This is a genomic window from Streptomyces triticisoli (assembly GCF_003270085.1).
GTDB classification, from domain to species: Bacteria; Actinomycetota; Actinomycetes; order Streptomycetales; family Streptomycetaceae; genus Streptomyces; species Streptomyces triticisoli.
On record NZ_QFDQ01000036.1, the window covers coordinates 1 to 15,197 of the forward strand.

The 15,197-nt window shown below is 71.5% G+C and carries 11 protein-coding genes and 1 pseudogene; 6 read left to right on the forward strand and 6 right to left on the reverse strand.

Translation table 11 applies throughout. The features are described from left to right. The first annotated feature begins 346 nt into the window (after window positions 1-346). Window positions 347-1,555 (forward strand): FAD-dependent oxidoreductase, encoded by a 1,209-nt coding sequence (locus DEP02_RS07270; RefSeq protein WP_232838996.1) that lies wholly within the window; start codon window positions 347-349, stop codon window positions 1,553-1,555. Window positions 1,556-1,624: 69 nt separating this feature from the next. Here DEP02_RS07270 and DEP02_RS07275 read toward each other — a convergent pair whose 3' ends face one another. Continuing rightward, window positions 1,625-2,776, reverse strand: coding sequence for a S1 family peptidase (locus DEP02_RS07275; protein ID WP_112466517.1), 1,152 nt, complete (start codon window positions 2,774-2,776; stop codon window positions 1,625-1,627). A 221-nt stretch (window positions 2,777-2,997) separates the two neighbouring features. Between DEP02_RS07275 and DEP02_RS07280 the strand changes: the two genes are divergently transcribed. Both DEP02_RS07280 and DEP02_RS07290 read left to right on the forward strand, forming a co-directional pair. Then, complete coding sequence (locus tag DEP02_RS07280; RefSeq protein ID WP_112466518.1) at window positions 2,998-3,567, forward strand: TetR/AcrR family transcriptional regulator; 570 nt, start codon at window positions 2,998-3,000, stop codon at window positions 3,565-3,567. Between the two features lie 622 nt (window positions 3,568-4,189). Further along, window positions 4,190-6,835 (forward strand): SpoIIE family protein phosphatase, encoded by a 2,646-nt coding sequence (locus DEP02_RS07290; protein ID WP_112466520.1) that lies wholly within the window; start codon window positions 4,190-4,192, stop codon window positions 6,833-6,835. Window positions 6,836-6,848: 13 nt separating this feature from the next. Here DEP02_RS07290 and DEP02_RS07295 read toward each other — a convergent pair. Then, a pseudogene (locus DEP02_RS07295) lies at window positions 6,849-7,622 on the reverse strand (MFS transporter); the annotation flags it as partial. A gap of 284 nt (window positions 7,623-7,906) precedes the next feature. Between DEP02_RS07295 and ctaD the strand changes: the two are divergent. Further along, window positions 7,907-9,586 (forward strand): aa3-type cytochrome oxidase subunit I, encoded by a 1,680-nt coding sequence (gene ctaD / locus DEP02_RS07300; protein ID WP_112466521.1) that lies wholly within the window; start codon window positions 7,907-7,909, stop codon window positions 9,584-9,586. After that, window positions 9,583-9,951, forward strand: a complete 369-nt coding sequence (locus tag DEP02_RS07305; RefSeq protein WP_112466522.1) for a cytochrome C oxidase subunit I — start codon at window positions 9,583-9,585, stop codon at window positions 9,949-9,951. Before ctaD ends, DEP02_RS07305 begins: the two co-directional genes overlap by 4 nt. 20 nt (window positions 9,952-9,971) lie before the next feature. Here the strand turns inward: DEP02_RS07305 and DEP02_RS07310 are convergent, their stop codons facing one another. From DEP02_RS07310 to DEP02_RS07320, 3 genes are all read right to left on the reverse strand, one after another. Further along, entirely contained in the window at window positions 9,972-10,166 is a 195-nt protein-coding gene (locus DEP02_RS07310) for an antitoxin (RefSeq protein ID WP_112466523.1), read from the reverse strand. Window positions 10,167-10,296: 130 nt separating this feature from the next. Continuing rightward, window positions 10,297-10,725 carry a hypothetical protein gene (locus DEP02_RS07315; protein ID WP_112466524.1) on the reverse strand — a complete coding sequence of 143 codons (429 nt, stop codon included), beginning with the start codon at window positions 10,723-10,725 and terminating at the stop codon, window positions 10,297-10,299. Window positions 10,726-10,830: 105 nt separating this feature from the next. Further along, a complete protein-coding gene (locus DEP02_RS07320) occupies window positions 10,831-12,360 on the reverse strand; it encodes an MFS transporter (RefSeq protein ID WP_438947735.1) in 1,530 nt (509 codons plus the stop codon). A gap of 206 nt (window positions 12,361-12,566) precedes the next feature. Between DEP02_RS07320 and pgm the strand changes: the two genes are divergently transcribed. Further along, window positions 12,567-14,207, forward strand: coding sequence for a phosphoglucomutase (alpha-D-glucose-1,6-bisphosphate-dependent) (gene pgm, locus DEP02_RS07325; RefSeq protein WP_112466525.1), 1,641 nt, complete (start codon window positions 12,567-12,569; stop codon window positions 14,205-14,207). 20 nt (window positions 14,208-14,227) lie between these two features. Here the strand turns inward: pgm and DEP02_RS07330 are convergent, their stop codons facing one another. Next, on the reverse strand, window positions 14,228-15,022 hold the full coding sequence (locus DEP02_RS07330; RefSeq protein WP_112466526.1) for a polysaccharide deacetylase family protein: 795 nt from the start codon (window positions 15,020-15,022) through the stop codon (window positions 14,228-14,230). Window positions 15,023-15,197: the final 175 nt, after the last annotated feature.

The window sequence follows — 15,197 nt, forward strand, 5'->3', positions numbered from 1 at the left end:
GCCGACGCCCGTCGTCCGCCCGGACGACGGGCGTCGGCGATCCCGTCCGAAAAGCGGGCACCGGGACCGCCGGTCCGGCTGCCGCGCCGTCGGCGGGTAAACGGTCGGACCATTTTTCGGCAACGTACCCCCATGTCGCATTCCGGCACCGGCCCGTGGGTAACACTGAGCGGCGGAGGGGGGACGAGCGCGACGGTGCTGTGCCGACGCGCCCATTCCGGAGTGTCACGCCGCCTTGGGGAAGGCGGCGAGTGGACCGACGGGGGGATGCATGACGCAGTCGCTTCCGGGGCAACGGCCTGCCCACGAGGGGATGTTCACGGGGAACCGGACGCTTCCGGTCGTGGTGGTCGGCGCCGGGCCGTACGGACTGTCGGTCGCCGCGCACCTGCGGGGCGCGGGGGTCCCGGTGCGTGTGTTCGGGGAGGTCATGGGCAGCTGGCGGCATGCCATGGCGACCGGGATGTTCCTGAAGTCGACGCCCGACGCCGTCGACCTGTCCGCGCCGGAGCCCGGCGGGCGGCTGGCGGACTTCCTCCGGGTGCACGGCGAACCGGAGCTGACCGAGCTGACGCCGATCCCGTGCGAGGTGTTCGTCCGCTACGGGCAGTGGTTCCAGAAGCGGTACGTCGGTGAGGTGGAGCCGGCGCGGGTGGTGTCCGTCCAACCGGCCCCGTCCGGTCCCGGGTTCGCCGTGCGGCTGGACGACGGCCGTGAACTCGCGGCCGGCGCCGTGGTCGTGGCCACCGGCCTGAACGGACTGGCCCACATCCCCGGGGAGTTGCTGCAGCTCGCACCCACGGGGCCGGGCATCACGGCCCCGGTGTCCCACACCAGCCAGCACACCGACCTGTCCCGGTACGCCGGCCGGCGCGTCGTCGTGGTCGGCGGCGGCCAGTCCGCCCTGGAGAGCGCCGCACTGCTGCACGAGGCCGGCGCCCGGACGCAGGTGCTGGTCCGGGAGGGAAGCGTGCTGTGGGGGACGACACCGGATCCGGCCCGGTCCCGGGCACGGCGGATCGGCAGGCCCCGTTCGCTCCTGGGACCCGGCTGGGTCCTGGCCGCGGTCTGCCGGGCGCCCGGCAGAGTGCGGCGCCTGCCCCCGGCGGCCCGGCTGCTGCTGTTCCGGCGCGCGCTGCGGCCCTCGGGCGGGTGGTGGCTGCGGGACAGGGTCGAGGGCGTCGTACCGGTGCGCACATCGCGCCGTGTCGTACGGGCCGAGACGGCCGGGGCCGCCGTACGGCTGACCGTCGCCGGGGCGGACGGCCGTGCGGAGGTTCTCGAGGTCGACCATGTGCTGGCCGCCACGGGATACCGTCTCGACCTGGACGCCGTTCCCTTCCTGTCACCGCGGATACGCCGTGCGCTGCGGCACGTGCCCGGCTCGAGGGCCCCGCACCTGAGCCCGGGGTTCGAGTCCTCGGTGCCCGGCCTGTACTTCGCCGGCTCGCTCACCGCCCCGATGTTCGGGCCGATGATGCGCTTCGTGGCCGGCACCGCGTACGCCGCGACCCGCATCGCCCGGGACGCGGGTCGCCGCGTGGCCGCGCCCTGACCATGTACACCACCCGTGCACAAGGGGGTTCCGGCCGGGGCCGGCCGGCCCCGGCCGGGGGTCGGCGGGTCAGGCCGTGTGCAGGGTCAGGCCATAGCGGTTGAGGATCTCGTTGACCGGCTGGAACCAGGTCTCGCCGCCGCCGGAGCAGTTGCCCCAGCCTCCGGAGGTGACGCCCTGGGCCTGGTCACCGCTGATGAAGGAGCCGCCGGAGTCGCCCGGTTCGGCGCAGACGCTGGTCTTCGTCAGCTGGTGCACCGCGCCCTGGCTGTAGTTGACCGTCTCGTTCTTCGCCAGCACGGTGCCGCAGTGCCAGTGCGTCGTCGAGCCGGAGCGGCAGACCGAGGCGCCCACGGGTGCCTCCGCGGAGCCGCGCACCAGCTGGTCCGGTACGGTGCCCCAGCCGAGGACCACCGGGACCGTCCACCAGCCGCCGCCGACGCTGACCCAGGCGTAGTCGTCGCCGGGGAACGAGGAGCCCTGGAAGGCGCCGATGGAGGAGCCGTCCCAGCCGCGCACCCCGGCACCCCGCTGTCCGCAGTGCCCGGCGGTGACGAAGCCGCCGTGCACCGAGAAGCCGATGGAACAGCGGGCGTTGCCGGTGTAGTACGGGTCGCCGCCGACCGTGCCGGCCGCGAAGGTCCGCGGCGCCGAGGAGACCGTGCGGACGGTGACCGGGCCGGCCTCGCGGGCCCGGGCGAGGAAGCGCCGGACATCGTTGTCGGAGCGCTCGGCGCGGACGACGTCCACGACCACCGTGTTGGCGGCCGGGTCGACCCGCCAGGCGCTCACGCCCCGGGGCGCGGGGGAGCGGTCCAGGTGTGCCTTGGTCAGGTCGAGCTGCCGCGCGCTGTGCTCGACGGTGCGGACGGCGGCGCCGGTGGACCGTACGGCGCGCAGGGCCGAGGCGGGGGCGTCGGAGGTGACGGCCACGGTGAGCCGTCCGGCCTCGGTGTCGAACCACGAGCCGCCCCAGGCGGCCCCCGCGGCCTTTCGGGCCTTCGGTTCCACGGCCGTGGCGGTGCGTTCCGCCGCCAGCCGGGCCTGCGCCCGGGGCGCGGAGAGTCCCAGGTCCCGCTGCATCGCCTGCAGCAGCCCGGGGGAGGCGGAGGGTGCGGTGGCGGAGGTGGCCGCCGTGGCCGGCAGGGTGCCCGCCGCGGCCCAGCTGCCGAGCAGCACGAGCGCGGCCACGGCGACGCGGTGGAGTCGGATGCGTCTCACAGAAGGTGCCCTTCGTCGTTCCAGACAAGGTGGGGGTGGAACAACCGCGACCTGAGAGCGCTCTCATCCGGTTCGGGGAGCAGCTTAGCCAGGCTGCGTGGTCAGGTCCATGCCAATACGGAAGATTCTCGTCGGGTTGCCTCGGGGTGATGTTTGCCTAAGAGAATTAGGCAAGTGTTGAATAGTTTCAGGGCGACTTCGGGCCTACGGAGGGAGACGGTGTGGCGCGAGTGGGGTTGACCACCGAACGCCTGGTCAGGGCCGGGGCGGAGCTGGCCGACGAGGTCGGCTTCGACCAGGTGACCGTCTCGGCGCTCGCCCGACGGTTCGACGTCAAGGTCGCGAGCCTGTACTCGCATCTGAAGGGCTCCCAGGACCTCCGGACCAGGATCGCCCTGTTCGCCCTGGAGGAGCTCGCCGACCGGGCCGCCGACGCGCTGGCCGGACGGGCCGGCCGGGACGCCCTGATCGCCTTCGCCGGCGTCTACCGGGACTACGCCCGCGAACACCCCGGCCGCTACGCCGCGGCGCGGCTCCGGCTCGACCCCGAGGCGGCGGCCGCGAGCGCCGGGGGCAGACACGCACGGATGACCCGCGCGATCCTGCGCGGCTACGACCTGACCGAGCCGGACCAGACGCACGCCGTCCGCCTGCTGGGCAGCGTCTTCCACGGCTACGTCAGCCTCGAGCTGGCCGGCGGCTTCAGCCACAGCGCCCCCGACTCGCAGGAGACCTGGACGTGGATCCTCGACCGCCTCGACACGATGCTGCGCGACCGGCCCCCGGCCTGAACCCCGCGACCCCCTCACCCTCGTCAACCGGCTGAGAGCATGAGCACCGAGCACGACTGGATCACCACGCCCCTCACCATCGGCGCCTCCTGTGCGACACCCCCGCTGGCCTGATCAGCCTCAAGACCGGTGTCGACCCGGTCGACACCGGCCTGATGCGCCTGCGCGCCTTCACGCCCGCGGTCCACGGCTTCCTGGGCCTCGACCGGGAGGGTCGGCCCACCACACCTCTCCCGGTCGTCCCGCCCCCGCACTGCCCCTTCCGTGAGGACGCGCCCGGCCCCAGTGCGCCGGATCACACCGCCCTCGGTACCGGGCGGCCGGCGGACTGATCCTTGCCGTCGTCCGGGCCGGCTCGTCCCGGACCGTCCAGCAGTGCGCGGCCGAGGACCCCCACCTGCACCACCTCGACGGCCGCGACCTCTACGCGAGGCCTGCTGCGCCGAGCTGCCGCTGCCGGACGAACCGCACCCGGGCGTCGGGACCCGCCGCCGCGCAGCTTTCAGGAAGGACTCCTGCCGATCGATCAAACGTCCAAGCCGTGACGATTCGGGCGGGTTGATGCTAAAAAGGCCGGATGGCTGACCGATCCGCCCGTCTTCGACGCATATCGTGGCGCTCGATGACGGGAAAGAGCCCACGAAGCGTCGCCGGACAGGTGTTCGTGCTGCAGGTGGCGCTGGTGGTGCTGCTGGTGGCCTCCGCCGTCTTCGCCCTGATGCTGCAGTCGCAGCGGGACACCAACGCCGAGGCCAGGCGCCGTTCCGTCGCCGTCGCGCAGACCTTCGCGCACTCCCCGGGCGTCCTGGCCGCGCTGCGGACGCCCGACCCGTCGACAGTGCTCCAGCCGCTCACCGAAGCGGGGCGCAGGTCGGCGGGGGTCGACTTCATCGTCGTCATGGACACCATGGGCATCCGCTACACCCATCCCCTGCCCGACCGCATCGGCCGGCGCTTCGTCGGCGCCATCGGGCCGTCGCTGGCCGGAAAGGTCCACATCGAAAGCGTCGACGGACCGCTCGGCCAGGAGGTCCAGGCCACCGTCCCCGTCCGGAACACCGGAGGCCGTGTGGTCGCCCTGGTCTCCGCCGGGCTGAAGGTCAAGAACGTGACCAGCCAGGTGGACCGGCAGCTACCGATCATCCTGGCCGGCGGGGCGGCGGCACTCGGCCTGGCCACCGGGGTGACGGCACTGGTGGGCAGGCGGCTGCGGCGGCAGACCCACAGCCTCGGGCCGGACGAGATGAGCCGGATGTACGACCACCACGACGCGGTGCTGCACTCCGTGCGCGAAGGCGTGCTCATCGTCGGTGACGACGGACGGTTGCTGCTGGCGAACGACGAGGCCAGGCGGCTGCTGGACCTGCCGCCGGACGCCGAGGGCAGGCCGGTGACACAGCTGCCGGGGCTGGAGTCCGAAACGGTCGAACTGCTCACCTCCGGCCGGGTGGTCACCGACGAGGTGCACCTCGCCGGAGCCCGGCTGCTGGCGGTCAACCAGCGGCCCACCGACCGCGACGGCGGCCCCAAGGGCACGGTGGTGACGCTGCGCGACTCCACCGAACTGCAGGCCCTCTCCGGCCGGGCCGAGGTCGCCCGGGAGCGGCTCGAACTGCTCTACGACGCCGGGCTGGCCATCGGCACCACCCTCGACGTGGCCCGTACCGCCGACGAGCTCGCCCAGGTCGCCGTCCCCCGCTTCGCCGACTTCGTCTCCGTGGACCTCGCCGACGGCGTCCTGCACGGCGAGGAGCCGGCCACCACGGCGACCGGCATGCGCCGTATCGCCGTACGCGGCGTCCAGGACGACTCACCGCTGTACGAGAAGGGCCGGCTGATCGACTTCCTCCCCTCCACGCCCCAGGCGCGCGGCTACGGCACCGGGCATCTGGAGCTGGTGACGGACCTGTCCGCCGCGCCGGGCTGGCACGCGCAGGACCCGGAGCGCGCCGCGGCGATCGTGGACTACGGCATCCACTCGCTCATCTCGGCCCCGATCCAGGCCCGCGGAGTCGTGCTGGGCATGGCCAACTTCTGGCGCTCCAAGGAGCACGGCCCGTTCGACGAGGAGGAGCTGTCCCTGGCCGAGGAACTGGTGGCCCGGGCCGCGGTCAGCATCGACAACGCCCGCAGGTACGCCCGCGAGCACGCGCTGGCGGTCACCCTCCAGCGCAGCCTGCTGCCCCGGGCCCTGCCCGAGCAGAGCGCCCTGGAGGTCGGCTACCGCTACCTGCCCGCCCAGTCGGGCGTCAGCGGCGACTGGTTCGACGTGATCCCGCTGCCGGGCGGCCGGGTGGCGCTCGTCGTGGGCGACGTGGTCGGGCACGGGCTGCACGCCGCCGCCACGATGGGCCGGCTGCGGACCGCGGTGCACAACTTCTCCACGCTCGACATGCCGCCCGACGAGCTGCTGAGCCACCTGGACGACCTGGTCGGCCGGATCGACCAGGACGAGGCCTGTACGGACGCCGCCGCGGCCGTCGTCGGAGCCACCTGCCTGTACGCGATCTACGACCCCGTGACCCGCCGCTGCGCCATGGCACGCGCGGGCCACCTGGCGCCCGCCCTGGTCGCCCCCGACGGCAGCGTCACCTTCCCCGACCTGCCGCACGGGCCGCCCCTGGGCCTGGGCGGCATGCCCTTCAGGACGGCCGAGCTCGAACTCGCCGAGGGCACCCAGCTCGTCCTCTACACCGACGGCCTGGTCGAGGACCGCAGGCGCGACCTGGACGTCGGCATGGAACTGCTGTGTCAGGCCCTCGCCGGACACCCCGACCGGCCGCCGGAGCAGAGCTGCCGGGCCGTGCTGGACGCGCTGCTGCCGTCGCGGCCCAAGGACGACGTCGCCCTGCTCATCGCCCGTACCCACGCGCTGCCGCCCGACCGGGTCGCCGACTGGGACGTACCGCCCGATCCGGCCGCCGTCGCCGGGATACGCCTCGCCGCCACCGGCAAGCTCGACGAGTGGGGCCTGTCCGAGCTGGACTTCAGCATGGAACTCGTCCTGAGCGAACTCGTCACCAACGCCATCCGCTACGGCTGCGAGCCGATCCACGTCCGCCTGATCCACGACCGCACCCTGATCTGCGAGGTCTCCGACGGCACCAGTACCTCACCGCACCTGCGCTATGCCGCCACGACCGAGGAGGGCGGCCGCGGCCTGTTCCTGGTCTCCCGGATGACCGAGCGCTGGGGCACCCGCTACTCACCCCAGGGCAAGGTGATCTGGGCGGAATTCCCCCTCCCGGAACCCACCGCCGCCCGCTGACCGGACCCGGCCGGCGCGGCAGGGTCAGTACGGCGAGGAAGCCGAGGACCGCGACCGCGGCGAAGAAGTAGGTGCCCCAGGGGTGGCCGATGCCGGAGGCCGAGCCGAGGGCGGTGCTGCGCACCGAGGCCGGGTAGTAGCTGGTCACGCAGGCGTAGACGAGCACCATGGCGGAGAAGACGAACACGCCGGTGAAGAAGACGACGGTGTTGAGTATCAGGTTGCTCTTCATCCTGATAATCAGACAGGTCGGCATCAGCGCCGACGCCCCGAACCAGGCGAGCGTGGTGCCCTTGATACCGTGCTGGTCGGTGGCGAAGCCTCCGATGACCAGGCCGACGACACCGCCGACGTTGAGGACGAGGAGCTGGGCGACGGCCGTGGGGACGGGGTAGCCGGCGTCGTTCATGAGCTTGGGCAGCCAGGTGTTCAGGCCGTAGACCAGCAGCAGCCCCATGAAGGACGTGCCCCAGATGCCGATGCCCGCGCGCAGGCAGGCCGGCTTGAGCAGCTCGGTGAGCGGCACCCGCTGGGCGCTGGTGGCCTCCTTGGCCTGGACGAAGGCCTCCGACTCCGGCAGCCGGAACCACTGGATGGCGGCGACGACGAGGCCGGCGACGTAGAACCACAGAGGCCAGTCGCCGGTGAACTGCAGGGCCAGCAGCGAGGTGATCACGGCACCGGTGTGGTAGCCGGCCATGGTCAGGGTGCTGGCCCGGGCGCGGCGGCCGGCCGGCATGTGCTCGGCCATCATCGTGAACGACACCGGCATGCAGGCGCCCGCGCCGCGGCGGAGGCGTCCTCGGTCACCTGGATCATGCCGGGCCGCTTCACGGTGGCCCTGTACGCCCGGCACAGCTGCCGCCGTACGCCGTCCAGTAGGCGGCACCGGCGGCCGTGACCGCGCGGGGTGTGGGCCAATCGGGTGCAATGCGCCGGGCATTGCTCCATCGGAGTGAGGGTGGCCGCGGGTTCGGCGGCGCGAGGCGGAAGGATGCTCCTGGGCCCTGCGGGACACCGCGTGGACCTATCACGTACCCATCTCTTGAGAGAAAGCGTGTTACGGGCCGCATGACAGACGTTCAGCACCCCACGCGGGAAACCGCCGCTCCCCGTCGTCGCCTGCGGCCCGGTGCCGTGGTGGTGAAGTGGGTGACGACGACCGATCACAAGACGATCGGTTCGCTCTACTTGATCACCACATTCCTGTTCTTCCTGTTCGGCGGTGCCCTGGCGCTGGTGATGCGCGCGGAGCTGGCCCGTCCGGGTCTGCAGATCGTGTCGACGGAGCAGTACAACCAGGCGTTCACGATGCACGGCACGATCATGCTGCTGATGTTCGCGACGCCGCTGTTCGTCGGCTTCACGAACTGGATCATGCCACTGCAGATCGGCGCCCCGGACGTGGCCTTCCCGCGGCTGAACATGCTGGCCTACTGGCTGTACCTGTTCGGCTCGCTCATCGCGGTGAGCGGCTTCCTCACCCCGCAGGGCGCCGCCGACTTCGGCTGGTTCGGCTACTCCCCGCTGACCGACTCGATGCACACGCCCTACCTCGGCGGCGACCTGTGGATCATGGGGCTGGCCCTGCAGGGCTTCGGCACCATCCTCGGCTCGGTCAACTTCATCACCACGATCATCTGCATGCGCGCGCCGGGCATGACCATGTTCCGCATGCCGATCTTCACCTGGAACGTGCTGCTCACCAGCGTGTTGGCGATCCTGGTCTTCCCCGTGCTGGCGGGGGCGCTGCTGGCGCTGGAGGCGGACCGCAAGTTCGGCGCCCAGATCTTCAACTCGGCCAACGGCGGTGCGCTGCTGTGGCAGCACCTGTTCTGGTTCTTCGGGCACCCCGAGGTGTACATCATCGCGCTGCCGTTCTTCGGCATCATCACCGAGGTCATCCCGGTCTTCTCCCGCAAGCCGATCTTCGGTTACGTCGGCCTGATCGGCGCGACCATCGCCATCACGGGTCTGTCGTTGACGGTGTGGGCGCACCACATGTTCGCGACCGGTGGGGTGCTGCTGCCGTTCTTCGCCTTCATGTCGTTCCTCATCGCGATCCCGACCGGGGTGAAGTTCTTCAACTGGACAGGCACCATGTGGAGGGGTTCACTCTCCCTCGAGACGCCGATGCTGTGGGCGGTCGGCTTCCTGATCACCTTCCTCTTCGGCGGCCTGACCGGCGTCATCCTGGCCTCGCCGCCGCTGGACTTCCACGTCACCGACAGCTACTTCGTGGTGGCCCACTTCCACTACGTGGTCTTCGGCACGGTCGTCTTCGCGATGTTCTCCGGCTTCTACTTCTGGTGGCCGAAGTGGACCGGCAAGATGCTCGACGAGCGTCTGGGCAAGATGAACTTCTGGATGCTGTTCGTCGGCTTCCACACCACGTTCCTGGTCCAGCACTGGCTGGGCGCGGAGGGCATGCCGCGCCGGTACGCCGACTACCTGGCGGCCGACGGCTTCACGACCCTCAACGAGGTCTCCACCATCGGCTCGTTCCTGCTGGGACTGTCGGTGCTGCCGTTCCTCTACAACGTGTGGAAGACGGCCAAGTACGGCCGGAAGGTCGGCGTGGACGACCCCTGGGGCTACGGCCGCTCCCTGGAGTGGGCGACCTCCTGCCCGCCGCCCCGGCACAACTTCGTCACCCTGCCCCTGATCCGCAGCGAGTCCCCGGCCTTCGACCTGCACCACCCCGAGGTCTCGATCGCGGACAAGCGGGAGAACCTGGGCCTGCCGAGATGACGGGCGCGGCCGACCGCCCGGACGGCAAGCCGGTCAAGTCCACCGAGGTGGTCAACCAGGTCGAGGGCTATCTGCTGTGGCAGGCCCGCGTCGCCGAGGCCGAGCGGCGGGCCCGTGCCTTCACCGAGCCGATGCAGTGGCTGACCACCGCGCAGCGCGAGGAGATCGAGGAGCACTACGTCCGTGACTGCCTGGTGCGGGCGCGGGCGGACCTGCAGCGGATCGCCGACCGGTGCCGCGCGCTGCGCGGCGAGTACGAGGAGCGCTACCGGCAGCTGCGGGCACGGTGTCTGGCGTTCGTACTGACCGCCCTGGCCGTCCTGGCCGCGGTGGGGGTCCTCGTCCTCGCCGTCGCCCGGCCCTGAACGGGCCCTTCCGGAGAGGGTCAGCGTGGCGGCTGGTCCTGGTCGGGGTCCTGCCCGCCGAGCTGTTCCCTGAGCTTTTCCTGAGTGGTGTCGACCTGGCTCCTGTACTTGCCCTGGGTCCGCTCGTCGACGTAGTCACCGGCCTTGTCGATGCCCTTGCCGGCCTGCTCCTCGTGTCCCTTCATCAGCCCCTTGAGCTTGTCCAGCATGCCCATCGCGTACTCCTTTGCGCTGTCGTTCCCTCCCAGAATGACCGACCGCTGTGCCGACTGCATCCGCAGCGGCCCGGAGGAAAGGGCCCGGAGGAAAGGGGCCGGAGGAAAGAGAAAAGAGAGGGGAGGAAGGTCAGCGGGAGCACAGGTCCTCGGCCGGCGGAACGCCGTCGAGCAGCCGGCGGCCGTCCCGCTCGGTGACGTGCCAGGCCGTGCACAGGGAGTCGTCCCGCGCGGAGCGCAGCAGCACGAAGTCGTGGCCGCCCCGGTGTCCCACCTGTGCACGCAACGGAGGCGGATGCTCTCCCAGCCGGCCGAGGTAGCCGGCGGCGTAGTCGTCGGGGACGGTGTCCTCGTCGAACAGGGACTGTAGGGCGTCCGCGTCCCTGCCGTCCGCGGCCTTCTCGACCCTGCCGGCCAGGGCGGCCAGGCTCGGCGCGCCGGGCGGGGCCTCGGTCGCGATGGAGTAGCACACCACGCCCAGCCACATGCCCAGACCGACGAGCAGCGCGACCAGCGCGAGACGTGACTTGCCCGAACGCTTCGCGCGCTCTTCTGGCACTGGTCTTCCTCCCCGGCACACCCCTGTACCCCTTACGTGTTCCCACTCTCCCATGCGCGACGGCGAGGACGAACACGGGCGCCCCCGCTGCCCGGCGGTGACGGGTCACGACCGGCTGTGGGCGTGGGCGTACAGAGCCTGGGAGGCGGTGACCAGTTCTCTGCGCTCCTCCACGGAACCCACCATCGGCTGGGAGCCGTTGAGCGGCACCTGGGCGCTCTCGGGCAGGAACTTCACGGTCACCAGTCCGATGACGCCGGCCGCCATCAGATAGAACGCGGGCATCATGTCGTTGCCGGTGGCGTGCACCAGCGCCGCGGTGGCCAGCGGAGTGGTACCGCCGAACGCGGCGACGGAGATGTTGAAGCCGATGCCCATGGCCGCGTAACGGACCGCGGTCGGGAAGAGCGAGGGCAGGGTGGCGGCGCTCGGCGCGGCGAAGCAGGCCAGCAGGGTGGACAGGATCAGCACCCCGAAGACCGGCGGCCAGGTTCCGTGCATCTTGATCAGCAGGAAGGACGGAACGGCCAGGACGATCATCGCGGCCGCCGCGACGCCGTAGACCGGACGCCGGCCGACGTGGTCGCTGAGCCGGCCGATGAAGGTGATCAGCAGCACGATCCACACCATGCCCACCAGCACCAGAACGTCGGCGGAGCCGCTGGGGCGGTGCAGGGTCTCCGTCTGGTAGGTGGGCAGGTAGCCGGTGACCATGTAGTTGGTGACGTTGTAGAGGAGCACCAGGCCCATGCAGATGAGCAGGGCACCCCAGTGGTTCTTGATGATGGTCTTGAACTCGCTTCCCGCCGACTTCTGGGCGAGGCTCTTCTCGTGCTCGTCCAGTTGCTGCTGGAAGGCGGGCGTCTCCTCCAGTTTCATCCGCATGTACAGGCCGATCGCACCGAGCGGGCCGGCGATCAGGAACGGGAGCCGCCAGCCCCAGGCGATCATCTCGGTGTCGGTGAGGAGGAAGTGCAGCAGGGTGACCAGGGCGGAGCCCAGGGCGTAGCCGACGAAGGTGCCGAAGTCGAGCCAGCTGGAGAGGAAGCCGCGGCGGCGGTCGGGGGAGTACTCGGCGACGAACGTGGTGGCGCCGCCGTACTCGCCGCCGGTGGAGAAGCCCTGGACCATGCGGGCGATCAGCAGCAGGGCCGGGGCGGCGATGCCGATCGTGGCGTAGCTGGGGATCAGGCCGATGGCGAACGTGCCGGCCGCCATCATGATCACGGTGGTGGCGAGCACCTTCTGCCGGCCCAGCCGGTCGCCGAGCGCGCCGAAGACCAGGCCGCCGAGCGGGCGCACGACGAAGGCCGCGGCGAAGGTCGCGAAGGAGGAGAGCACCTGGGCGGTGGGGGAGGCGCCGGGGAAGAAGACCTTTCCGATGGTGGCGGCCAGGTAGCTGTAGATGCCGAAGTCGAACCACTCCATGCAGTTGCCGAGGGCGGAGGCGCCGACCGCCCGCCTGAGCAGCGGAGGCTCGACGACATGAACGTCCTCCACGCGCAGGGCGCGCTTGTTCCGCCACAGCCGGCGGACCAGCTCCTCGCGGACCTGCCGCGGCATGCTCGTCACGCGTTCCCGCAGCTCTTCCGTGCCGGCGGGCCCGGCTGGGCCGTCGGGTGTCACATCCACCACCACGCCACCTTGCTCATGCGCTGGTATGCGCAATACTCACATTCACGCCATGAGGGAACTCTGGCGGAAGATCGGATTCCGGTACGCGGCAACCGGCTGCCCCGAGCGGAGTACTTCACACCCACGACTCGCCTCCCCGGCAGGGGGGAAGATGAGATCGCGAGTGGACAGCGGACGCAGGAGCGACCAGGAGGAGCGTGGGTGCCATGCAGCACGAGCGAGCGGGCAAGCCGGCCCGGCCCGAGGACCTGATCGACGTCGCCCGACTGGTGACGGCGTACTACGCGCTGCACCCCGACCCGGCCGAGGCGGGGCAGCGGGTGGCGTTCGGGACGTCCGGACACCGCGGATCGTCCCTGGCGACCGCCTTCAACGACGACCACATCGCCGCGACCAGCCAGGCCATCTGCGAGTACCGCGCACGCCAGGGCACCGACGGTCCCCTCTTCCTCGGCGCGGACACGCACGCCCTGTCCGAGCCGGCGCGGATCACCGCGCTGGAGGTGTTCGCGGCCAACGACGTCACCGTGCTCATCGACACCGCGGACGGCTACACCCCGACCCCGGCGGTCTCCCACGCGATCCTGACGCACAACCGCGACCGCACCTCGGGCCTCGCCGACGGCGTGGTCGTCACCCCCTCGCACAACCCGCCCGGCGACGGCGGCTTCAAGTACAACCCGCCCAGCGGCGGCCCGGCCGGCTCGGACGCCACCTCCTGGATCCAGGACCGGGCCAACGAGATCATCGCGGACGGCCTGAAGGACGTACGCCGCATCCCCTACCGGCAGGCGCTGGCCGCGCCCGGCACCGGCCGCTACGACTTCCTGGACGCCTACGTCTCCGACCTGCCGAGCGTGCTCGACCTCGACGCGATCCGGGCCGCGGGCGTCCGCATCGGCGCCGACCCGCTGGGCGGAGCCTCCGTCGCCTACTGGGGCCGGATCGCCGAGCGGCACCGGCTCGACCTGACCGTGGTCAACCCGCTCACCGACCCCACCTGGCGCTTCATGACGCTGGACTGGGACGGAAAGATCCGTATGGACTGCTCCTCGCGGTACGCGATGGCCTCGCTGATCGAACAGCGCGACCGCTTCCGGATCGCCACCGGCAACGACGCCGACGCCGACCGGCACGGCATCGTCACCCCCGACGCCGGGCTGATGAACCCCAACCACTACCTCGCCACGGCCATCTCCTATCTCTACGCCCACCGCACCCGGTGGCCCGCCGAGGCGGGGGTGGGCAAGACGCTGGTCTCCTCCGGCATGATCGACCGGGTCGCCGCCGACCTGGGCCGCCGGCTGGTCGAAGTGCCCGTCGGCTTCAAGTGGTTCGTGGACGGCCTGATCGACGCCTCGCTCGGTTTCGGCGGCGAGGAGTCCGCCGGGGCGTCGTTCCTGCGCCGGGACGGCTCGGTGTGGACCACCGACAAGGACGGCATCGTGCTGGCCCTGCTCGCCTCCGAGATCACGGCCGTCACCGGCAGGACGCCGTCCGAGCACTACACCGAACTCACCGCCCGCTTCGGCGAACCCGCCTACGCCCGCATCGACGCACCGGCCTCCCGAGAGGAGAAGGCCCGCCTGGCCGAGCTGTCCCCGGCCCAGGTCACCGCCGACACCCTCGCCGGCGAGCCGGTCACCGCCGTGCTCACCGAGGCCCCGGGCAACGGCGCACCCATCGGCGGCATCAAGGTGACCACCGAGAACGCCTGGTTCGCGGCCCGCCCCTCGGGCACCGAGGACGTCTACAAGATCTACGCCGAGTCGTTCCGGGGACCCCACCACCTCTCCCAGGTGCAGGACGAGGCCAAGCAGGTGGTGCTGACGGCACTCGGCGGCTGATCCGCCCGGCCGCCGCGGCGTCAGCGTACGGGGAAGCCGAAGGAGTAACCCCGCTGCTTCAGCCAGGGCAGGACCTCGCGCAGGGCGGCGACGGTCTGGGACCGGTCTCCGCCGGCGTCGTGGAACAGGACGGTCGGGCCGTTGCCGATCTGGCTCTCGACGGTGGCGACGATGGCGGCGGCGCCGGGGCGTTCGAAGTCCTTGGTGTCGACGTTCCAGCCCAGCGGCCGCATCCCCCGGGAGGCGGCGAGCTGCCGGCTGTACGGGGTGAAGGCGCCGCCCGGAGCGCGGTAGTACTGCGGGCGGACGCCCCCGGACGCCTGGGTGATCATGCGCTCGGCGTCCAGGATCTGCCGCGACTGGTAGCTCTCGGACTTGGTGTCCATGGCGGTGTCGTGCGAGACCGTGTGGTCGCACAGCCGGTGCCCGGCCGCCACCACCGCCTTCACCAGGTCCGGGTGCGCCTCGGCCTGCGCGCCCACCATGCAGAAGGTCGCCTTCACCTCGTTGTCCCGCAGCACCCGCAGCACCTGCGGAGTCCACACGGGGTCGGGCCCGTCGTCGATGGTGATGTTGACACCCCGGGCGCCGCGGTCGGAGGCGTGGACGATGTCCGCCGGCACCGAGGCCCCCGCGGGGGCCTGGGGGCGGGCGCCGGGCGCGGCGGGGCGCGCCGATACGCCCGGACGCCTGTCCTTGCCCGCGACCGGGCCGGCCTGCGCTGTCCACACCGAGACCGCGGCGGCCACCGCCGTCACCCCGACCGCCGCCGCCAGCATCCGGCCGTGCCACCCTCGCTTGCTGTGCTGCACCATGTCCCGCCCCGTTCCACGCCGTCCTTGTGATCCCGTGCACGGGTCAGGACGGAGAAGGAGCGCCGCCGGATCCCGCCGTTACCGACCACGGACGATTCCGCGGGAAATCGGCGACACGCGCGGGACAATCGGAGGTGAGTGGCCCGCCTCACATGGCGTGACGAGGGCATGCCCG